21 protein-coding genes are annotated in these 20619 nt (G+C 59.0%); 7 read left to right on the forward strand and 14 right to left on the reverse strand.

Going from position 1 to position 20619, the window contains the following annotated elements; translation table 11 throughout:
- Positions 1 to 7 precede the first annotated feature (7 nt).
- Positions 8 to 526: a hypothetical protein gene (locus tag Z945_RS0100390; RefSeq protein WP_025050147.1), complete on the forward strand. Its 519-nt coding sequence runs from the start codon at positions 8 to 10 to the stop codon at positions 524 to 526.
- A 2-nt stretch (positions 527 to 528) separates the two neighbouring features.
- Positions 529 to 1164 (forward strand): class I SAM-dependent methyltransferase, encoded by a 636-nt coding sequence (locus Z945_RS0100395; RefSeq protein WP_025050148.1) that lies wholly within the window; start codon positions 529 to 531, stop codon positions 1162 to 1164.
- Here Z945_RS0100395 and Z945_RS0100400 read toward each other — a convergent pair.
- The gene (locus Z945_RS0100400) at positions 1161 to 1808 is read right to left on the reverse strand and encodes an RluA family pseudouridine synthase (protein ID WP_025050149.1); all 648 of its coding nucleotides are present in this window, start codon (positions 1806 to 1808) and stop codon (positions 1161 to 1163) included. The two genes, Z945_RS0100395 and Z945_RS0100400, sit on opposite strands and share 4 nt — an antisense overlap.
- A gap of 76 nt (positions 1809 to 1884) precedes the next feature.
- Between Z945_RS0100400 and Z945_RS0100405 the strand changes: the two genes are divergently transcribed.
- Positions 1885 to 2295 carry a nuclear transport factor 2 family protein gene (locus Z945_RS0100405; protein ID WP_025050150.1) on the forward strand — a complete coding sequence of 137 codons (411 nt, stop codon included), beginning with the start codon at positions 1885 to 1887 and terminating at the stop codon, positions 2293 to 2295.
- 4 nt (positions 2296 to 2299) lie between these two features.
- On the opposite strand, the gene rarD is transcribed toward Z945_RS0100405, so the two are convergent.
- The 9 genes from rarD to Z945_RS0100450 form a co-directional block, all read right to left on the reverse strand.
- Complete coding sequence (gene rarD, locus Z945_RS0100410; protein ID WP_025050151.1) at positions 2300 to 3214, reverse strand: EamA family transporter RarD; 915 nt, start codon at positions 3212 to 3214, stop codon at positions 2300 to 2302.
- A 68-nt stretch (positions 3215 to 3282) separates the two neighbouring features.
- Positions 3283 to 5730 (reverse strand): GcvT family protein, encoded by a 2448-nt coding sequence (locus tag Z945_RS0100415; protein WP_025050152.1) that lies wholly within the window; start codon positions 5728 to 5730, stop codon positions 3283 to 3285.
- A gap of 17 nt (positions 5731 to 5747) precedes the next feature.
- Positions 5748 to 6629, reverse strand: a complete 882-nt coding sequence (locus tag Z945_RS0100420) for a homocysteine S-methyltransferase family protein (RefSeq protein ID WP_025050153.1) — start codon at positions 6627 to 6629, stop codon at positions 5748 to 5750.
- Entirely contained in the window at positions 6626 to 9073 is a 2448-nt protein-coding gene (locus tag Z945_RS0100425; RefSeq protein ID WP_025050154.1) for a GcvT family protein, read from the reverse strand. The genes Z945_RS0100420 and Z945_RS0100425 overlap by 4 nt, the downstream gene beginning before the upstream one ends.
- A 10-nt stretch (positions 9074 to 9083) precedes the next feature.
- Positions 9084 to 9467 carry a GFA family protein gene (locus tag Z945_RS0100430; RefSeq protein ID WP_025050155.1) on the reverse strand — a complete coding sequence of 128 codons (384 nt, stop codon included), beginning with the start codon at positions 9465 to 9467 and terminating at the stop codon, positions 9084 to 9086.
- Between the two features lies 1 nt (position 9468).
- A complete protein-coding gene (locus Z945_RS0100435; RefSeq protein ID WP_025050156.1) occupies positions 9469 to 10089 on the reverse strand; it encodes a LysE family translocator in 621 nt (206 codons plus the stop codon).
- Position 10090: 1 nt separating this feature from the next.
- Entirely contained in the window at positions 10091 to 10663 is a 573-nt protein-coding gene (locus Z945_RS0100440; RefSeq protein ID WP_025050157.1) for a helix-turn-helix domain-containing protein, read from the reverse strand.
- A gap of 65 nt (positions 10664 to 10728) precedes the next feature.
- Entirely contained in the window at positions 10729 to 11187 is a 459-nt protein-coding gene (locus Z945_RS0100445) for a GAF domain-containing protein (RefSeq protein ID WP_025050158.1), read from the reverse strand.
- A gap of 51 nt (positions 11188 to 11238) precedes the next feature.
- Positions 11239 to 12411 carry a thiolase family protein gene (locus tag Z945_RS0100450; protein ID WP_025050159.1) on the reverse strand — a complete coding sequence of 391 codons (1173 nt, stop codon included), beginning with the start codon at positions 12409 to 12411 and terminating at the stop codon, positions 11239 to 11241.
- A gap of 87 nt (positions 12412 to 12498) precedes the next feature.
- Here Z945_RS0100450 and Z945_RS0100455 point away from each other — a divergent pair, with 87 nt between their 5' ends.
- Positions 12499 to 12837, forward strand: a complete 339-nt coding sequence (locus tag Z945_RS0100455) for an STAS domain-containing protein (RefSeq protein ID WP_025050160.1) — start codon at positions 12499 to 12501, stop codon at positions 12835 to 12837.
- Positions 12821 to 13321, forward strand: a complete 501-nt coding sequence (locus Z945_RS0100460) for an ATP-binding protein (RefSeq protein ID WP_241434443.1) — start codon at positions 12821 to 12823, stop codon at positions 13319 to 13321. Before Z945_RS0100455 ends, Z945_RS0100460 begins: the two co-directional genes overlap by 17 nt.
- Before the next feature lie 292 nt (positions 13322 to 13613).
- Here Z945_RS0100460 and hspQ read toward each other — a convergent pair whose 3' ends face one another.
- A complete protein-coding gene (gene hspQ / locus Z945_RS0100465) occupies positions 13614 to 13940 on the reverse strand; it encodes a heat shock protein HspQ (RefSeq protein ID WP_025050162.1) in 327 nt (108 codons plus the stop codon).
- 85 nt (positions 13941 to 14025) lie between these two features.
- Here hspQ and Z945_RS0100470 point away from each other — a divergent pair, with 85 nt between their 5' ends.
- Together Z945_RS0100470 and Z945_RS0100475 are read left to right on the forward strand one after the other, a co-directional pair.
- Positions 14026 to 14907: an AEC family transporter gene (locus Z945_RS0100470; RefSeq protein WP_025050163.1), complete on the forward strand. Its 882-nt coding sequence runs from the start codon at positions 14026 to 14028 to the stop codon at positions 14905 to 14907.
- Between the two features lie 73 nt (positions 14908 to 14980).
- Positions 14981 to 15559, forward strand: coding sequence for a transglycosylase SLT domain-containing protein (locus tag Z945_RS0100475; RefSeq protein WP_025050164.1), 579 nt, complete (start codon positions 14981 to 14983; stop codon positions 15557 to 15559).
- 53 nt (positions 15560 to 15612) lie between these two features.
- On the opposite strand, the gene Z945_RS0100480 is transcribed toward Z945_RS0100475, so the two are convergent.
- The 3 genes from Z945_RS0100480 to Z945_RS0100490 all read right to left on the reverse strand — a co-directional run bounded on the left by Z945_RS0100480 (position 15613) and on the right by Z945_RS0100490 (position 20609).
- Complete coding sequence (locus Z945_RS0100480) at positions 15613 to 16218, reverse strand: LolA family protein (RefSeq protein ID WP_037970180.1); 606 nt, start codon at positions 16216 to 16218, stop codon at positions 15613 to 15615.
- 264 nt (positions 16219 to 16482) lie between these two features.
- Positions 16483 to 19404 carry a DNA translocase FtsK gene (locus Z945_RS0100485; RefSeq protein WP_025050166.1) on the reverse strand — a complete coding sequence of 974 codons (2922 nt, stop codon included), beginning with the start codon at positions 19402 to 19404 and terminating at the stop codon, positions 16483 to 16485.
- Between the two features lie 17 nt (positions 19405 to 19421).
- Positions 19422 to 20609, reverse strand: coding sequence for an aminotransferase class I/II-fold pyridoxal phosphate-dependent enzyme (locus tag Z945_RS0100490; protein WP_037970183.1), 1188 nt, complete (start codon positions 20607 to 20609; stop codon positions 19422 to 19424).
- Between the last annotated feature and the right edge of the window lie 10 nt (positions 20610 to 20619).

Here is a 20619-nt window from a genome sequence, read left to right on the forward strand (position 1 = left end):
TGTACCGATGGGTGGTCCAAGCGGAGCCGGTATTTCGACCGGTGACATCATCAACCTAGGCAAGACTGCTTGGGGCATCGTTAAAGATGGACGCCCTACGTCTGAATCAAAATCAGCCTATTGCAACGCGGTTCCGAAAACGATCCCGATCTCTGAAATTCGCGGTTGGCGCAGAAATACCGGATCGTGGACGTTCAACGTGTTGAATGGCTGGGGCATGGATGCTGTGACCTGTCGCTTTCATCTTGATTACGAATTCGCTGGCTGTACCGAGGACATGCCGGATGCGAAATTTCTGACAAACGTGCGTGTGACGGTCGGGAGTTGCTCTGTCGCATGGGGTGCGCAGTTTGGTGCGGATGCAACATTGGCGGGCCGCCCGACTTTCTCAGGAGGAGCGGAAAGCCCTGTATCGCGCCTATCCCTCAATGTTGTGTGCCGTTTAAATAATGAAATCAATTCGATCGTTTATACGTATCGTTTGAACATAGACGGTACTGGCAGATGGGATGGTCGAGGAGGTTAGCAGTGATCTCGTTTGATGATGAACGGTTCATCGAAGACCTGTCAGAAATCCAAAAACGCTACCTGAATTTGTCGCGAAGGTGCGAGATGTATCGCGCGGCCCTTGAGTCTCCAGACAAGTGGGCCGTTCCCAATATCGAAACGAAAGACGGCCAGTTTCAGTACATCCCTTTCGATCTAGAAGGGCTGGCAGACATTTTTATGGATCTGGCTGACACTTTACCTGACGACCCCGACTTCAGTCATTCAAGGCAGCCCATCCGGCCGCTTTCCCTTGTTGAGGTTGGATGCGGCATCGGGCGCAACCTCAACCTGTTCCGCAGTCAGGAAATGATCCCCCTGTCCAAGATCGTGGGCTTTGACATTGTGCCTGAATATATTGATGTCGCGCGCCGCATATACGGATTCGGCAATAATGCGTTTGTTCAGGATGCGATGACGTTTGAATACACAGGTTTTGACCTGATCTTTTTCTATCGGCCATTTTCAGATGACGCGCTTGAGGCGGCTTTCGAAGAAAAGCTGATGGCAAGCGCGAAACCGGGGTCTGTCATTTTGGGCCTGAACACAGAAACCCTGCACACTTCACGCCTTGTGGCCGAATTTGGCACAACCGGCAATTGCTACAAGAAGCTTTAGAAAGGTGCCTTTGATCTAATCTTGATCGACCGTCCGCCCTGGGGGTGTTTGAAGCGCAGTTCTTCGGAGTGCAGCATCAAGCGAGGATAATCGCGGGCCGGGCCTTTGGCATAGAACGGATCGCCCAGAATAGGATGGCCCAGCGCCAGCATATGTACCCGCAGCTGGTGGCTGCGCCCGGTTTTGGGGTGCATGCGGATGCGGGATGTATCGCCTTCGTTCTTGATCAGCTTCCATTCGGTCTGCGCTGGTTTGCCGGTTTCATGGCACACCATTTGCAGCGGGCGGTTGGGCCAATCCACGATCAATGGCAGATCAATTTCGCCCGAAGGTTGATCCGGCACGCCCCAGACCCGCGCGACATAGGTCTTGCGGGTCATGCGCTTTTCAAACTGCAGGCCGAGATGTCGCTGGGCATAGGGCGTCTGGGCAAAGATCATAACGCCGGATGTATCCCGGTCCAGCCGGTGCACCAGCAGGGCCTGGGGGAACACCGCTTGTATCCGGGTAATCAAGCAATCGGCAAGATCCGGACCTTTGCCCGGCACACTGAGCAAACCGGAGGGTTTATCGACCAGAAGCACCTCTGCGTCTTCGTGCAGCACGACAAGCGGGTTTTGGGGCGGGGAATACGTTGCGTCCATGCGAAGCGTCGTCACAGAACTGGGCTGGGTTTTCAAGAGACCTCGTGCCAGTCTTTGCCAAGCAAAGGAGGAAACCATGCATCCCACAATTCAGAAATTCCACGATACTGTGCTGGCTCACAACCACGACGCCGTACCGGCCCTGATGGCCGAAGACGTGCGGTTCAGCCCCCCGACCTATTGGGCTACATGGAATGGCCGCGAGGCTGTCTCGGCGGTCCTCGGCCATGTGAACGAGGTCTTTACCGATTTTACCTATCGCCGCGTGATGGGCAGCGGCAACGACTGGGCGCTGGAGTTTCAGTGCAAGGTCAGCGGGCTGGACTGTGTGGGCGTTGATCTGATCACGCTGAACGACGACGGCCTGATGCAGGACTTTGAAGTGGTGATGCGCCCGCACAAGACAATTGGCGCGCTGCGCGAGGCGATGAACGAGCGGGTCAAAACCGATGCGCGATTCCTCAAGTTCCGCGAGGCGCTGAGCTAGACGCTCAAGCGTGACGCATCTGGCGCAGCATTGAGATCGAATAGATCACCAATGCAGCCCAGATCATCGGGAAGGCAATCATACGTGCAGTGCCGAACGCCTCGCCGAATACAAAGACCGCGACCAGAAAGATCAGCGTGGGTGCGATGTATTGCAGGATGCCGATGGTCGAGAGCCGCAGCAGTTTGGCCCCGTTGGCGTAGAACATCAGGGGCACCGCCGTGACGACGCCACAGCCCAGCAAGAGCCATGTGTCGCGGTCAAATCCCAAAGAGAAATGCGAGGTGCCGGCTGCGGTCAGGTAGGCGATATAGCCCAGCGCCGGGACTGACAGGATCAAGACTTCGAGCAGGAAGCCCTGATTGGGGCCGATGGGCAGGCTTTTCTTGGCAAGCGCGTAGAAGCCCCACGAAACCGTCAGCGCCAGCGACACCCAAGGGATGCGCCCGGCTTCGACCGTCAACACGGTGACAGCGGCGGCAGCCAGCGCGATGGCGGCAAGCTGTGCGCGGCTGAGCCGCTCACCTAGAAACACTGCGGCCAAAAAGATGCTGAACAGCGGGTTTATGTAATAACCCAATGCCGCGTCCAGAGCATGGCCCGACACGATCGCCCAAATGTAGACGCCCCAGTTGACGGAAATCAGCACCGCCGTGACGCAGGCCATGGCCAGCATACGCGGATTGCGCAGCGCGTCGCGCAAAGCGGCGGTTCGGCGAATGGCGATCAGCACCACTGCTGCGATGGGAACGGACCAGATCACGCGGTGGGCCAACACCTCCAACACCGGGACGTGTGACATGATTTTCATGTAAAGCGGCAGGAACCCCCAAAGCCCGTAAGCCGCGAGGGCAAAGCACAATCCGGGTAGCGTGTCTTCGTTGGATTTGGGGGTAAGGGCGTTCTCTGGGCTGCGCATTCTGGTCTCCGTTCAGGCACAGGCCTAGGACATCTGGCCGCACCCTGAACAGCATTACTTTGTACCCGTTACACTTTCACCCGTTCGGACGTCGGATCGTACAAGGGCTTGATCGACGCCTCGGCTCGCACGCGTGTACCCGCCACGTCGATCTCGTAGCTTGACGCAAGCACCTGCGCCACGCTTTCGCCCTTGCAAGACACATAGCCCATGCCGACGGCACCGCCCAGCGCATGACCGTAAGCCCCCGAAGACAGATAGCCCACGATCTGCCCGTCCCGCAGCACCGGTTCATTATGATAGAGCAGCGGTTCGGGGTCGGTCAGTTTGAATTGCACCATGCGGGCATTCAAACCTTCGTCCTTTTTGCGCAGGACCGCATCACGGCCGATAAAATCGGGCTTGTCGGATCTGACGGCAAAGCCGAGGCCCGCCTCAAGCACATGATCCTCTGACGTAATATCATGACCGAAGTGTCGGAACCCTTTCTCGATGCGGCAAGTGTCCATCATATGCATCCCGCACAGCTTGAGATCAAATTCCGTGCCCGCTTCGGCGAGCACTTCGAATATATGCGGGGCTTGGTCGGCGCTGATGTAGATCTCCCATCCCAGTTCGCCGACATAGGTCACGCGGTGAACACGGGCCAATCCCATGCCGATCTCGATCTCTTGCGCAGTGCCGAAGGGGTTCGTGGCGTTCGAGAAATCGTTGGGCGAAACCGTTTGCAGCAGATCACGGGCGCGGGGGCCCATGATGGCCAGCACACCCTCGCCCGCCGTCACATCGGTGATGACCACATTGAAGTCCCCGAGATGACGACGCATCCATGTCTCATCGGCCAGCCGCGTGGCGGCAGGGGTGACGACCAGATAGGCCGTCTCACTCAGGCGGGTCACGGTCACATCCGCTTCGATCCCGCCGGTGCGGTTCAGGAACTGCGTATAGACGATTTTGCCCACCGGCACGTCATACTGCCCGCCGCCAATGTGGTTCAGGAAGGCGGTCGCATCGCGCCCTTCGACCCTAATTTTACCAAAGGACGACATATCGTACATGCCGACGTTTTCCCGCACCGCCATATGTTCGGCGGCCACGTTGTCAAAGAAGTTTTGCCGTCGCCAGGAGTAGCGGTATTCGCGCTCCTGTCCCTCGCGGGCAAACCAATTGGCGCGTTCCCAGCCTGCGAGCTCGCCCATGACAGCACCGCGCTCCAGCAGATGCTGGTGGAACGGCGTGCGGCGGATACCACGGGCCGTGGCCTTCTGGCGATAGGGGAAATGGTCGGCGTAAAGCAGGCCCAACGTCTCTGTGGATCGCTCCGCCAGATAGGTTTTGTTGCCCTGAAAGGGCTGCATCCGGTTGATGTCTACATCGCCCAGATCGAAAGGCTTTTCACCCGCGTCCATCCATTGCGACAGCGCCATACCCGCCCCGCCCGCCGATTGAATACCGATGGAGTTGAACCCTGCTGCGACCCAGACGTTGTCCATGTCGGGCGCAAGTCCAAGGTGGTAGGCATCGTCGGGGGTAAAGCTCTCCGGGCCATTGAAGAATGTATGGATGCCCGCCTCGGCCAGCATGGGCATCCGGTTCACCGCGGCCTCCAAGATCGGCTCGAAATGATCGAAATCTTCGGGCAGTTGGTCAAATTCAAAACCATCGGGGATACCATTCAGCGCCCAGGGTTTCGAGCGTGGCTCGAACGCACCAAGCATCATTTTGCCCGCGTCTTCCTTGTAGTAGGCGCATTCGTCGGGCACGCGCAGGACCGGCAATTGGGTCAGCCCCTTGATCGGTTCCGAGACGATGTAGAAGTGCTCGCAGGCTTGCAGCGGCACGTTCACGCCCAGCATGCGGCCCACCTCGTGGCCCCACATGCCCGCGCAGTTCACCACCATTTCGCAGGCGATGTGACCGCTCTCACCGCTCTCCTGCGTCCAGTCGACACCAGTGATGCGGCGGCCCTCGCGGGTGACGCCGGTGACCTTAGTCCGCTCCAGCACCAGACCGCCGCGCTGGCGGGCACCCTTGGCCAGTGCCAGTGCGATGTTGGCGGGATCACCCTGCCCGTCCTTATCGAGATAGACAGCGCCCGTGACCCCTTCGATGTTCAGATGGGGGTACTTGGCCTTCACCTCATCGGGGCTGATCTCCTCGACATCGACGCCAAAGGCGCGGGCCATCGCCGCCTGACGGTAGATTTCCTCGCGCCGCTCGTCCGCCAGCGCGGCGGTGATCGACCCTACCCGCTTGAAGCCTGTGGCGACCCCTGTCTCTGCTTCGAGATTGCCATAGAGCTCCTGTGAATACTTTGCCAGCTTGGTCATATTTGCCGTCGCGCGCAGTTGGGCAATCAACCCGGCAGCATGCCATGTGGTGCCGGAGGTCAGCTGTTTGCGCTCCAGCAGCACGACATCTTTCCACCCCAGTTTGGTCAGGTGGTAAGCGACCGAACAGCCGATGACGCCGCCACCGATGATGACGACACGCGCGTGGGTGGGGACGTTGGACATGCCCGAATTCCTTTGGACTAGACGATGGTGTGACCCGCAGCTTTCAGGCGGCGGGCGATTTCGGCGATATGCGCTGGCGAGACTTCACAGCAGCCGCCGACGATGGTGGCCCCTGCATCGACCCAGCCCATGATGTGATCAGCGTAATTTTCAGGCGTGAAATCCCGGCGCGTGGACAGGGCGTCAACCGTGGGTTTGTCTTTCAGGAAACCTTCGGTGATCTTTTCGAACCCGTTTGCATAACCGCCGTACGGCAGGCCGCTTTTGGCAAGGATCGGCATGGCTTGCAGCACCGCTTCGGGAGAGGAGCAATTGACGAGGACCGCTGCCGCCGCCGCTTTGGCCAAGGGCAGGGCATCGACCAGTGGCTCGCCAGAGCGCAGTTTGGTGCCGTCGGTGTCCTGCACGCTGAAGGCGATCCAAATGGGTTTGCCGCCCGCCGCCGCACCGCGCAGCACGCTTTCGGCATGGGTGACGGAAACAACGGTTTCACAGATCAGCAGATCGCAGGACGGGCCGATCCTTTGTGCGATCTCGGCATAGACGGGCGCACCCTCGTCTGCACTCGGATGCAGGTCAGGGCGGTAGGAGGCGATAAGCGGGCCGATGGCACCGGCGATGCGGGGTGCATCGCTCATCCGGGCTTCGGCGATGGCCATCGTCAATAGATCAAGAAAGCGTTCCTTAAGCGGCGTGTCGGCCAGCCGGTCGCGGTGGGTGGCATAGGTATTGGCAGTGGCAATCGTCGCCCCGGCAGTCGTGAAATCGCGGTGGACCTGCGACACGAGGCCGGGGTGATCCACCATGATCTGCGTCGACCAAAGGGCCGTTGGCTTACCCGGCACGCGCGAGACAAGCTCTTGCCCCATGCCGCCGTCCAATAGGGTGATGTTGCTCATGCACGCAGTCTTTCGTTGTCTGGATCCCAGAGGGGTTGATCGGGCTGTACTGTCGCCTTGCACATATTGCCAAAGATGTTGATCTCAACCTCTGTTCCGGGCTGCGCCAGATCAGCGCGTAGCGTGCCCAGTGCGATGGATTTCCCCACCCGGTAGCCCCAATCTCCCGAGGTGGTTTCGCCTACCACCTCGCCCTTGTGCCAGACCGTCGACATATAGGGGGCATCCTGATCGCCCGCATCGACAGTCATGGTAACAAAACGTTTCTTGATGCCCGCCTGCTGTTCCGCCTGCAACGCCGCCTTGCCTGGGAAGTCCTGCGGCTTGTCGAATTTGATAAACCGGTCCAGCCCTGCTTCAAGCAGGGAATAGTCGGTCGATAAATCGCCCTTCCACGCGCGATAGCCCTTTTCAATGCGCATGGAATTCAAGGCAAACATCCCGAAGGGTTTGGCCCCCGCACCAATCACAGCGTCGTAAAGCGCGGGAATATCCGCGTTCGCGGCATGGATTTCCCACCCCAGTTCACCGGCGAAAGAAACCCGCGCCAAAGCGCAGCCCGTACCGCCGACTTTGGCAGGCTGGGTCGAAAGCCAAGAGGCCCCCAGGTCGGCTTCGGTACCCAGCACTTCGAACAATTCCCGCGATTTGGGGCCCGTGACGATCAGTGTCGAGTATTCCGTCGTGTGATCGGTCAGGCTCAGCCCCTCGGGCAGGTTTTTATTGAGCAGTTCAAAATCGTGCCATTGCGCAAGCGCGGCGGTGATCAGGGTGAATTGATCCTCCCCGTGGCGCATCACCGACATCTCGGTCAGGATGCGGCCGCGACTGTCCGGAAAATAGGCAAGGTTCATCCGGCCTGCTTTGGGCAATGCCCCCGCGATACGGCTCCGCAGCCATTCGGCGGCACCTTCTCCACTGAGGTTGAAGCGTGAGAAACCGGGCAGATCCAACACACCGACACCATCGCGCACGGCCTCGACTTCTTCCTTTACGCGGATCGACCAAGGACCGTTGCGGTCCCAAGTCTGGGTCGCCTCTTCGGAGGTGTCATCGCCGTCTTTCGCAAACCAGTTGGCGCGTTCCCAGCCGTTGTAGGCCCCCATCTGCCCGCCTGCCGCGATGATACGGTCATGCACGGGCGACAGTTTCTTGTTCCGTCCGGCAGGCCACGCATGGTGCGGGAAGTGCATGGCGTATTCGTGGCCGTAGGTCTCCAGCGCCTTGGCAAGGCAGTGATCGTGATCGGTGTAGTCCGTGTATCGGCGCGGATCGACGGCCCACATGTCCAGTTCGGTTTCACCGTGCATGATCCATTCCGACAGGACTTTGCCCGCCCCGCCGCCCTGCGCGATGCCGAAGGTAAACGAATGACCTTCGAAGGCGTTCCTCACACCCGGCATCGGGCCGATCATCGGCAGGCCGTCGGGGGCGTATGGAATGGGGCCGTTGATGTTGCGGCCAACGCCTGCTGTGCCAAGGGCCGGCACACGTTCCATCGCGTCCTCGATATAGAATTCGAGGCGCTCCAGATCGTCGGGGTAAAGCTGGAAACTGAAGTCTTCAGGCATCGGATCGTCCGGTTTGACCCAGGCTGCCTGACAGTTGCGCTCATAGGGGCCGAGGTTCAGGCCGTATTTGTCCTGACGCAAGTAGTAGCTGACATCCACGTCGCGGATCATCGGCATCTTATGCCCTTTTTCCTTGGTCCATGCCTCAAGCTCGGCGATTGGCTCTGTCAGGAAGTACTGGTGGGACATGGTCACCATTGGCACGGTACGCCCGCCAAAGGGTTTGAACATTTCGCCCACCCGCTGGGCATAATACCCCGCACAGTTGACCACGAATTCGCAGCGGATCTCGCCTTTTTCGGTTTTAACGATCCACTCGTCGCCATCCCGGTCTACACCTGTCACAGGGCAGAACCGTTCAATCCGCCCGCCCGCGTCGCGCGCACCTTTTGCCAACGCTTGGGTCAGCTGAGCCGGGTCAATGTCTCCGTCAAGCGGATCCCAAAGGCCACCGGCAAGAGAATGGGTTTGCATAAACGGGTTGTGCTCTGCGAGTTCCGCTGGCGTACAGATGTCCATCTGCAAACCCTGGTAGCGCCCCATCGAAGCGACCCTTTCGAATTCCTGCATCCGCTCTTTGCTATGGGCCAGACGGAGCGCGCCTGTCACGTGGTAGTTCATCGGATAGTCGACGTCTTCGCCCAGCGTGCGGTACATGGCCGCCGAGTAGCGCTGCATGTTCATGACCGCCCATGAGCCAGCGAAGTTTGGAACGTTTCCCGCAGCGTGCCAGGTGGAGCCAGCGGTCAGTTCGTTTTTCTCGACCAGAATGCAGTCTTTCCAGCCCGCTTTGGCAAGGTGGTAGAGCGTTGACGTGCCAACGACACCGCCGCCGATGATGACCACACGGGCCGTTGATGGGAAATCAGCCATTGTTCTGCTCCTATTGGTCGTGTTGCGGCAGGTTGTCCGCGATGTCGTAGTAGTCGCCCTTGTCGGCGACATAGATATGCTTGGCCGTGCTAATGCCCGTGGCACCGTCAATCGTGCCGGACATTACAGAGACGGCGCCGCCATCCTCTTCATGACGCCAGAAAAGGGAACTTCCGCAGGCGGCGCAGAAGCCCCGCTCGGCCTTTGGTGAGGACCGATACCATTGCAGGGTGTCGTCCTTGGTAATGTGTAACTGTTCAGCGGTAACCTGGGTGGCCGACACATAGTGCCCGCTGGTTTTGCGGCACTGAAGACAGTGGCAGGCGACAGAATTGCGCAAGCTGCCGGTGAGTGAAAAGGTGGTTCCCCCGCACAGGCAGCTTCCGGTTTTCATTTCAAGCCCTCGCCGGTCCGGAGGCGCTGCCCAAGAGCACCCCGTAGATGATGAAACACACCGCCATGACACGGCGGACCCAGACGTTGAACACCGCCCCCAATGCAGCGCGGCCGATGCCCGCGCCCAGCGCGGTGAAACCTGTATAGCTGAATGCAGTGAGGGTGAGCGCCGTGGGGAAGATTACGATCATCTGGTCCCAGATTGGCACGTCCGGTTGGACGAATTGGGAAAACGCCGCAAGATAACCGGCGACGCTTTTGGGATTGATGGTGGCGATGGCGAAAGCCCGCAGATAGATGCTGCGCGCGGGCCGCTCATCCACCTTGACGGGTGTCTTCGCCATCACCAAGCCGCGGATACCGAGGTAGATAAGAAAGCCTGCGCCGACCAGTTTGGCCACAGTAAAGGCGGTTTCCGATGTCGCGATAAGGGCGGTGACGCCGAACGCGGAAAGCAGCAGAAAAAGGGTGGCTTGGGTGAGGATCGCCAGGACACCGATCATAGACCGACGAAAGCCCAGCGTCATGCCATTGGTGATGCAATTCACAGCATTCGGCCCCGGCGTGGTAACGAAGACCACCCAGAACAGCGCGAAGATGATCCATGCTTCAAAGCTCATGTCAGTACACCGGCGGGGCGATGACCCAGACGGCCACAGCGGGCACATCAAAGGGATTGGACCAGCGAAACGGCTCGCCCCGGATGCGGAAGCTGTCCCCGGGGTGGATCAGGTGGGTGGTGCCGTTGATCTCGATCTCGAGCTTGCCGGACAGGACAACGCCCACCTCTTGTGTGGGACGGGTGACCGGGTCGATGATACGACTGTGCGGCTGGAACGTTGATTGCACCATCTCGAAGTCGTCGGTCAGATCGGGCGACAGCAGTTCTTCGACCAGACCGGCGGTATGACTGCCGATGGCGCGCCGCGCATCTTTGCGCACGACAAAGCCTGCCTCATGTGCCGGGGCTGCCTCGTGCCGGAAGAGCATGGAAACCGAAACATCCAGTTTCGCCGCGATATGGCGCAGATCAGTGATGGACGGCTCGGAAATGTCGCGCTCCACTTGGCTAAGCCAGCCCACGGACCGGCCCAAGGCATCGGCCATATCGCTGAGCGTCAACCCGCGCCCTTTGCGCAATGCCCGCAGATCCGCACCAAGCGTATCAGGGGTCTGAGGTGTGCTGTGCTGCATCGCTGCATCCGTGAAAGTTCAAGCCTTAATTTCACGATTGCCGAAGCTCGTGAAAAAATCCAGCTTTATTTCACGGCAGCGAATGTCGTTTCAAGAATCTCTGCGAGCTCAGTCGCATCTTTTGCGGTGAATGCCGCCGGCTGGTCACTGTCGATGTCAAACACCCCGATCAACCTGCCGCCGTCGCCATAAACCGGCAAAACGAGTTCGGAGCGGGTGGAGGAGGCACAGGCGATATGACCGGGAAAGGCTTCTACATCTTCAACGCGCTGTACTTCGCCTGTGCGGGCCGCGGCGCCGCAAACGCCGCGGGAGAACGGGATTACCAAGCAGCCATGGCCGCCTTGATAAGGTCCGATCTTGAGCAGTTCGGGGGCCACGACGCGGTAAAAGCCGGTCCAGTCAAAGCGATCATCAGCATGATGCACTTCGCAGGCAACCGTTGCCATGAGCGCCACGGCATCGGTTTCGCCTTCAGTGAGGCTGGCAATGGATTGGCGGAGGGCGGTGTAATTAACCTGCAAGGGGTGGCTCCTGTTGCGTATCGCGGACGGTATATAAGGCCAAAAAGAGAATCAGATGCGCTCGATCGCGATGGCGGTGCCTTCACCGCCGCCGATGCAGATGGCGGCAACGCCGCGCTTGAGGCCGCGCTTTTCGAGGGCGTTCAGAAGTGTCACGATGATCCGAGTGCCGGAGGCGCCGATGGGATGGCCCAGCGCACAAGCCCCCCCGTTAACGTTCACAATGCTGTGATCGAGTCCCATTTCATGCATGAAGGCCATCGGCACCACGGCAAAGGCTTCGTTCACTTCCCACAGGTCCACGTCTTCTTTGGCCCAACCGATCCGTTCCAGCAGCTTTTGCGCGGCAGGCACGGGGGCGGTGGTGAACAGACCTGGTGCCTGGGCGTGGCTGGCGTGGCCGAGGATGCGGGCGCGCATGTTAAGGCCTTGCGCCTGGGCTGCGTCCTCGGATGCCAGCACAAGGGCCGCAGCACCGTCGGAGATGGAAGAGGAGTTCGCCGCAGTGACCGTGCCCCCTTCGCGGAACGCCGGTTTCAGCTGTGGGATTTTGTCGGGACGGGCATTACCAGGCTGTTCGTCTGTCGCAACGGTGGTTGTGCCTTTGCGTGTGGTCATCTCGACCGCCGCGATTTCATCGGCAAAGGCACCGCTTTCCTCCGCTTCGATGGCGCGGGAGAGGGAGGCCAGTGCATAGGCGTCCTGCTTTTCACGGGTGAATTGATAGGTCTCGGCGCAGTCTTCGGCGAAGGTGCCCATCAGGCGACCTTTGTCGTAGGCGTCTTCGAGGCCATCAAGGAACATATGGTCGATCACCGCCGCATGGCCCAGTCGCGCCCCATTGCGCATTTTGGGCAGGACGTAGGGTGCGTTTGTCATGCTTTCCATGCCACCTGCGACCATGACATCGGTCTGGCCAAGAGCGATTTGATCGAACCCCATCATGGCGGTTTTCATGCCTGATCCGCACATTTTATTCAGGGTCGTGGCCGGCACCTCCTCGCCCAGACCAGCTGCGAATCCAGCCTGACGCGCGGGTGCCTGTCCTTGACCTGCCGGCAGAACGCAGCCCATCAGCAATTCCTGCACCACGGGCGATCCGGCGTTTGCAATCGCGGCGCGAATGGCGTGCCCGCCCAGAGTTGCCGCGTTCAGCCCCTCGAAAGCGCCCTGAAATCCGCCCATTGGCGTGCGTGCTGCTCCTGCGATGATGACGTTCGGCATTTCGGTCTCTCCTTCACGGTGCTGATTACAACTTGGTAACGGATATCGCCTATCCAAGATACAGGCGCGTTTTTACAGGAGGTATCTATGGACATTCTTGCCCGAACAGAAGGGGATATCTGCATTGTGGCGGTGCGCGATGCCCGGATCGACGCCGCCGCCGCACTGGATTTCAAAGAGGCTGTCCGCGAGAGCACCGAAGATGCGCCGCCGCAGGTGATCCTGGACCTGACCCGGGTCGGGTTCATCGATTCGAGCGGGCTGGGTGCCATCGTCGCCATCATGAAACATCTGGCACCCGAGCGGAAACTGGTTCTTGCCGGTCTTACGCCACCGGTCGCGAAAGTATTCAAGCTGACCCGCATGGACAGTGTATTCGCGATATTCATGACGCTTGAGGAGGCGCTGCGTGCCGAACACGTCTGAGTTCAAATCCTCACCACAAGACGTGACCTTTACCGCCTGCCCCGCCTTTTCGATCGAGGCATTAAGCAGCCCCCTTGCGGTCAGAGAGGTTCTGTCAGACGTGATGATGCGCCTCAAGGGTCTTCATCTGGATGCAGAGGAATGCGAGACGGTCGAGCTTGTTCTGGCGGAAGTGCTGAACAATGTGGTGGAACATGCCTATCCGACGCCTGATGGTGCCGGCCCCATTTGGGTTGACTGCGTTCATCGGGACAATGGTTTGCACATTCGGGTATGCGACAATGGACGGGTGATGCCGGGAGAAACTTTGCCAACCGGCCACATCAGAGTACCGGACAGAGATGTCGATGATCTGCCCGAAGGGGGCTTTGGCTGGTTTCTTATTCAGGATTTGGCGCGCGATGTCCGCTACGAACGGCATGGACAGCAGAACCGGCTGGAGTTCCGGATTGCCGTCGCCTTTGGCACGCCCCGACCGTCTTGATGGGGACAAACCCGCATATCGGATTGGCCCCGATCAGTACAATTTGAGGCGAAATATCAGTGCCATATTGCTGCCCCCAAATATCCCAAAATGGCCGTAGATCAATCACACTCCCGCCTTTGTCGAAGGACATATATGCCCCTGTAGCTGCATATGGCTTCCGTCGGCACCACGTTTAATAGCCCCCACCCAGTGCGTGGTGTCGACGAACTTATCCCCCCGCGCATTTCATAATGACCGACGCAGGCAAACATCCTGTTCGCCAATCACACGCGGCGCGCCGCCGGTGGTCTCAGTTCATCTGGAAATGCAGCGGGTAGGCACCATTGGTGAAGGGGCCAAACAGGTCAGGAATATCGGGATGGTCGACAGGTTCACCTGAATAATCGGCAACCAGATTCTGCTCCGAAACATAGGCCACATAGTAGCTTTGATCGTTCTCGGCCAAAAGGTGGTAGTAAGGCTGATCCTTGACCGGTCTGCTTTCCGCCGGGATTGCCTCGTACCATTCTTCGGTATTGGCAAATTCAGGATCGACATCGAATATCACACCCCGAAAAGGATGTTTCTTGTGCCTTACGACCTGGCCCAGATGATATTTCGCGCGTGTGCGTAGCATAACATTGCAGCCCCTACCTTTCGTTAGTAACGGGTTCAAGGGGCTTTTGTCCAATCACGTCGCGATATCTAAGGGAAACAAACTGTTGAACCTCGTTCTGACCGTACTCGAAATCGTTGCTCCCGTGTTCATTCTAGCGGGGATCGGCTTTGGCTGGGTGAAGCTTGGATTTGAATACCGGCTTGAGTTTGTCACCCGGTTGTCCATGACGCTGGCGGTGCCCTGTCTGATCTTCACCGCACTTGTGAATACGTCGCTTGACCCCGCCGCCCTCACAACGCTGACACTGGCCAGTTTGGTCGCTTATATTGCGGTATCGGTGATCACACTTGGCTCTGTTCGCCTGTTGCGACTTCATCAGGGGACGTTCGCCGCGCCTTTGATTTTCGGCAATACGGGCAACCTCGGCCTGCCGCTGGCTTTGTTTGCGTTTGGCGAAACGGGGTTTGAATATGCGGTGGTCGTCTTTGCGGTGATGGCCATTATCTCCTTCACCTTCGGAATCTGGTTGGTGGCGGGTGCGGGTTCGTTCACCAAAGTGCTCAAGGAACCGCTGGTCTGGGCGACGGTACTGGGTGCGGTGTTTTTATGGCAGGGATGGACTTTGCCACGGGTGTTGGACAACACGATGGGGTTGATCGGCCAGATGGCGATTCCCCTGATGCTGATCACGCTTGGCGTGGCCGTGGCACGATTGACGCCCAGCGGTATCGGGCGGGCCGTCGTTTTGTCGCTGGTCAAGCTCGCGATTTGTATCGGGTGCGCTTGGCTTGCGGCGGATTGGTTCGCGCTGGACAAAACCGCCTTTGGCATCCTTGTGTTGCAAGTGGCGACGCCGGTTGCCGTCACCTCATATATGCTGGCCGAGAAATACGGGGCCGATGCGCAGTCGGTTGCGGGATTGGTTGTAGTCTCCACTGTGATGTCGATCGGCGCCTTGCCGCTGTTGCTGGCAGTCTTGTTGTGAAAATTGTGATGTGACGCGGGCGCAAAATCGGTTAAACTGCGTCAAAATATAATAAACGAAAAGCGAGAGGCAGATGAGCAGAACCCTTCGCGCCCTGATTTTTGTGATGCTGGTTGCGTCCTGCGGTGGTGGACAAACGTCTGCCCCCCGCGAGTTGGACAATGCCTGTGCCATTCTGAGAGAGCGCCCCGAATACCGCAGAGCATTCCGCAACGTCGAGCGCAAGTGGGGCGTGCCCACGCACGTCATGATGGCGACGATCCATCAGGAAAGCAAATTTATCGCCGATGCGCGGACCCCTTTCCGCTATGTCGCGGGTGTCATCCCGATGGGCCGCCAATCCAGCGCGTTCGGCTATTCGCAGGCACTGGATGCGACCTGGGAAGAGTACCTGAAGGACCAGAACAAGCGCCGTGCCAAGCGGGACCGGATCAATGACGCCACCGATTTCATGGGGTGGTATATGAACCAGACCCGCGACCGGAACGGCGTGTCACTGAGTGATGCACGCAACCAGTATCTGGCTTATCACGAGGGTCATACGGGCTTCCGCAACCAAAGCTATAACCGCAAGGCGTGGCTGGTTGGTGTTGCTGGTAAAGTTGATGCACGGTCCGCAATGTACCGTGACCAACTGGCCAGATGCCGCTAGTGCGGATCAGCTAAGGCAAGAAATGCGCCGAATATGGCGCATTTCCTTAAACCTTACCGGTTCAGATTACTGCCCGGCGTGCCGACATCAAACAGCCGGTTGGGCAGGTTGCCGCCCTTTTGAAGGTCGCCCAGCACCACTGTCGTCTGACTGCCATTGCCGTCATTGATAATCCACTGCCGCAGTTCCACCGGGTTGCCGGTGAACTTGAGCTGGATGTTACCGTACTGCGGGTTGGCTGGGTCTTGAGCGGTCACCACAGTCGCGGTTCCGTCATAGGAATGGCCTGTCACCATATTAGCGGCACCCAGATTGACGTTGCGCGCCAGAATGATCGACAGCGGCGTACGCGCCAAGGGGTAGGTTTCGGCAGGCTGGTTGGATTTCTCATCGAAAATCACAACGGTATTGCTGCCCGCCACGACCAGCGCAGTATCTGGCGGATTATACTCGAACCGTACCTTACCAGGGCGTTTGATATAGATCGTACCAGTGCTGATCGATCCATCATCATTGATTTGTGTGAATTCGCCCTTGGCGGTCTGAAGCTTGTTTAGATAGGCCGAAACCTCATTCAGGGGCAGCTTTTGTGCTGCCGCCGCCAGAGGTGTCATGACCGCAAGCCCAACGGCCAAGGTCAAGGATGTAAGGATACGCATTTGGATTGTCCTGTGATTGCCTGTTGGATCAGACATAGGGCGTCAGGCGGTGATATGCGATAACAGCCGGCAATTTTTTGCGCGGAGGCGGGGCTGGCCGTACGGATCTGGGACCAACTGCAAGTGCGATGATGGTGTCGTTATCGACACCTCGATCAGTGGGGGGCGGAAGGCAGAAACGATCATTCCAGACAAAAAAACACCGCCGGGTGGGAGGATCCCGACGGTGATTTGTGCATCGAACAAGGGTTACGGAGGTAAGCCTTACCCCTGTTCCGGCACAAGAATTTCGCGTTTGCCTACGTGGTTGGCAGGCGAGACAAGCCCCTGATCTTCCATTTGTTCCACCAATCGCGCGGCCTTGTTATATCCAATAGCAAGCTTGCGCTGGATGTAGCTGGTGGAACACTTGCGATCCTTGATCACGACCGCAACGGCCTGATCGTAAAGCGCATCTTCGCCATCGGTATTGCCACCCAGACCCAGCACCGCGTCAATATTGGCCTCTGAGTCTTCGGCCGGGCCATCGACCACACCACCGACATAATCCGGCTCGCCGAATTGCTTGAGGTGGTTGACGATTTCCTCGACCTCTTCGTCGCTGACAAAAGGACCATGACAGCGGGTGATCTTGGCTCCGCCAGCCATATAGAGCATGTCGCCCATGCCCAAAAGCTGCTCGGCACCCATTTCGCCCAGAATTGTGCGGCTGTCGATTTTCGAGGTGACCTGAAAGCTGATCCGAGTGGGGAAGTTCGCTTTGATTGTGCCGGTGATCACGTCCACGGACGGGCGCTGTGTCGCCATGATCAGGTGGATGCCAGAGGCCCGCGCCATTTGTGCCAGACGTTGGATGCAGGCCTCGATCTCTTTGCCTGCAACCATCATCAGGTCGGCCATTTCGTCAACAATCACGACGATATAGGGCAACGCCACGGGTGTGGTCTCTTCCGTCTCGAAAATCGGCTCGCCCGTATCCTCGTCGAATCCGGTCTGGACCGTTCGGCTGAACAATTCGCCTTTGGCCAAGGCGTCGCGGACACGACCATTGTAGCCTTCGATGTTGCGCACGCCCATCTTGGACATCTTGCGATAGCGCTCTTCCATCTCGCCCACGGTCCACTTGAGCGCGACCACGGCCTTTTTCGGGTCGGTCACAACCGGGGACAACAGATGTGGGATACCGTCATAGACGCTAAGTTCCAGCATCTTGGGGTCGATCATGATCAGGCGGCATTCTTCTGGTGTCAGCTTGTAGAGCAGTGACAGGATCATCGTGTTGATCGCCACGGATTTACCGGAACCAGTTGTACCCGCAATCAACAGGTGGGGCATTTTGGCAAGGTTGGCGACCACAGGGTCACCACCAATGTCTTTGCCCAACGCCAGCGGCAAGCGCATGTTGCTGTCGCCAAAGTCACGCGCGGCAAGGATCTCGCGCAGGACAACTTTCTCGCGGTTTTCGTTGGGCAGTTCGATGCCGATCACCGACCGCCCTGGCACGGTAGAAACACGCGCAGACAGCGCCGCCATGGAGCGGGCGATGTCATCGGCCAACCCGATCACACGAGAGGCTTTGAGGCCCGGCGCAGGCTCAAGCTCGTACATGGTGACAACGGGGCCGGGCCGCACGGCAGCGATTTCACCCTTCACACCGTAATCGTCCAGAACGCTTTCCAGCATCCGTGCGTTTTCTTCCAGAGCCTCATCGGACAGGTGCAGACGCTGCACGCTCTCGGGGCTTTCCAACAGGTTCAGCGGCGGCAGCTCGAAGCCAGGGTGCGAATCATCGAAGCTAAGCGCGGGCTGTGCTTCGGCCTGCGCCTGTTTGGAGGGCTGGACCGGCTTGCGGATCGGTTGCTGCACGATCTGGCGGGGTTCCGCCACGGGAATGGGCGGCACGACAGGTTCGGGCGCTTCCTGTAGCGGCAATACGGCGTCTTCAACGGGGTCAGCTTCGGGGGTCCGCGCTTCGGGCATCGGCGCGACCGGAATCGGCGCTGAAGGGGCAGCGGTGGTGATCGACAGACGCGAAGCGGTCAGGGGCGGCTCGGCCCTTGTACCGGTCAGGGGCGGTTCTGGTGGCAACGGCGCCTGCTGTGCAGTGGTGTTGAGCACAAGAGCATCAGGGCCGCGGCCCCGCCCTTTGGTCAAGGGTGCAGTGGCGTTTGTGTGAATAGCGGTCGCACTGCGTACGCGGTTTTTGATGACATCAGCGATCTTGGACTTGATACGGTCCTCGCCGGGGCCTTCGTCGACCTCTGCGGTGCTGTAGGTCTCGATCAGTTCAGGCTCCGGCATGGCATCAGGCCGCTTGATCAGGGCGGGCATACGGGCCAGCAAGCCGGTTTTCTGCTCGGCAGGTTCGGCAGCCTGCATCATTGGCTCCGCAGGCAGATCGGGTGCAGCAGGCGCGTGATAGGCGGGCTGACTGGCTTCCCAAGCTGCCTGTTCCTCGGCGGCGATGCGGTTTTGTTCGCGGCGTTCGGCCTGACGGGCCTGCAACCCCTGGGCGGCTTGCACGGCACCGCTGGCGCCCCGGCCCAGTACGGCCATCAGCATTGCGTAGGCCATGATGATCCCGACCAGCAAAAAGCGTGCCAAACGCTGCATTTCGAATTTGGTAAAGCCCAGCACGAAAGACCCCAGTGCCAGAATGGCAACGCCCATCAGCAGAGACATCAGTTTGACGGTGAAGGTCGACCCGATGGGGAGGATCGTCAGGATAGCGCCCATGACCGTATCGCCAAACAATCCGCCCAAGCCAAAGCTGTGGGTTTGCAGCCACTCCGGCCCCGGTGCCAGTGTTGCGGCATAAAGAGACCCGAGCGCTACAGCGATCGGTGCGAATATCAGACGACCAACCGCGCGGTCCTGCCCGTAGTGCAGCGCAAACCGCGCGCCCCAGAACAATAGCACAACCGCAATGCCCCAAGAGCCCCAGCCGACGATCATAAAGAGAGGTGCCGCGATAGATGCCCCCAGACGGCCCATCCAGTTCTGCACCGGCGCATCGGTCGAGACCATCCAGTTGGGATCATCCGGCGTGTAGCTGCCGATCATCATCGCGGCCATGACGCCCAACAGGATCAGCACCAGCCCCAGCAATTCCTTGCCACGTTTCTCAATGGCTTCCGCCATCTTGCTGTCCAGAAGTGGGTCGCGCCCGCGTGTCTGATATGCCATCTACTCGTCCCTCAACTTTACGCCGCATAGAGGCAGGTGCGGATCAGGTCCACCCCCCGCTCTGTCTCGTCTTTGGGGGCAACCAAGGCCGCCCGAATGTATGTGTTTCCGGGGTTTTCCCCGTTTGCATCGTCCTGTGCCAGATAACCACCCGGCAAGACTTTAACGCCAGTCTCGCGCCAGAGCTTCACCGCGGCCTCTTCGTCATTCTCGACCGGCAACCAAAGAAAAAATCCGGCCTCGGGGCTGACGTATCCCGGTACATTGCCAAGGATACGGTCCGCGATCTCGAACTTTTCCTGATAGAGCTTACGGCTTTCCTCGACATGCGCCTCGTCATTCCAGACCGCAGCTGCAGCCATTTGCAAGGGCAGCGGCAGGGGCGCACCGGAATAATTACGCAACTGTTTGATCTCGCGCATCGTTTCCGCACCGGATGCCACAAAGCCGGAACGGAGCCCCGGCAGGTTTGACCGTTTGCTGAGCGAGTGAAAGATGACAATACGGTTGCGGTCCACGCCCAGTTCTTCGGCCACTTGCATCGCACCGACAGGCGGCGTGTCGCGGTAGATCTCTGAATAACATTCGTCGGCGAAAATCTTGAAATCGTATTTCTCGGCCAGCGCGATCAGATCGGTCCAATACGCGCGGTCCGCCACGGCGCCCTGCGGGTTCGCGGGCGAACAGATATAGGCGGCGGTGGTGCGCTGAAGCGTTTCTTCGGGCACGCTGTGAAAATCAGGCAGATGGCCGGTGGCACTGGTCGCATTGACCATCACCGGATCAGAAGCACCTGAAATCGCGCCGATCATATAGACCTGATAAAAAGGATTCGGGATCAGGATCGCAGGCTTTTTCCCGTTCTTTGTCTCAGGACACAGCGCAATAACCGCGTTATACAGCCCCTCCCGCGTGCCGTTTAGCGCCATCACTTCAGTCTCGGCGTCCATTTCGGCCCCGTAGCGGCGTTTGATCCAGCCTGCGATGGCGGACTTCAGTTCGGGCGCGCCATCATTTGGGGGATAACGGTTAAACCCGGCCGCATGCTCCGTGATCACATCGGTAACCCAGGCCGGAAACGCATGTTTCGGCTCGCCAATCGTCATCTGGATCAATGGTCCGCCACCTTCGTGGACATCCAGCAAGGCGCGCAGACGCGGCCAAGCATGTGCCGGAAGGTTCGAAAACCGCTCTGGGTACAACATTACAACTGCC

Origin of the sequence: Sulfitobacter noctilucae (assembly GCF_000622365.1) — a bacterium.
GTDB lineage: Bacteria > Pseudomonadota > Alphaproteobacteria > Rhodobacterales > Rhodobacteraceae > Sulfitobacter > Sulfitobacter noctilucae.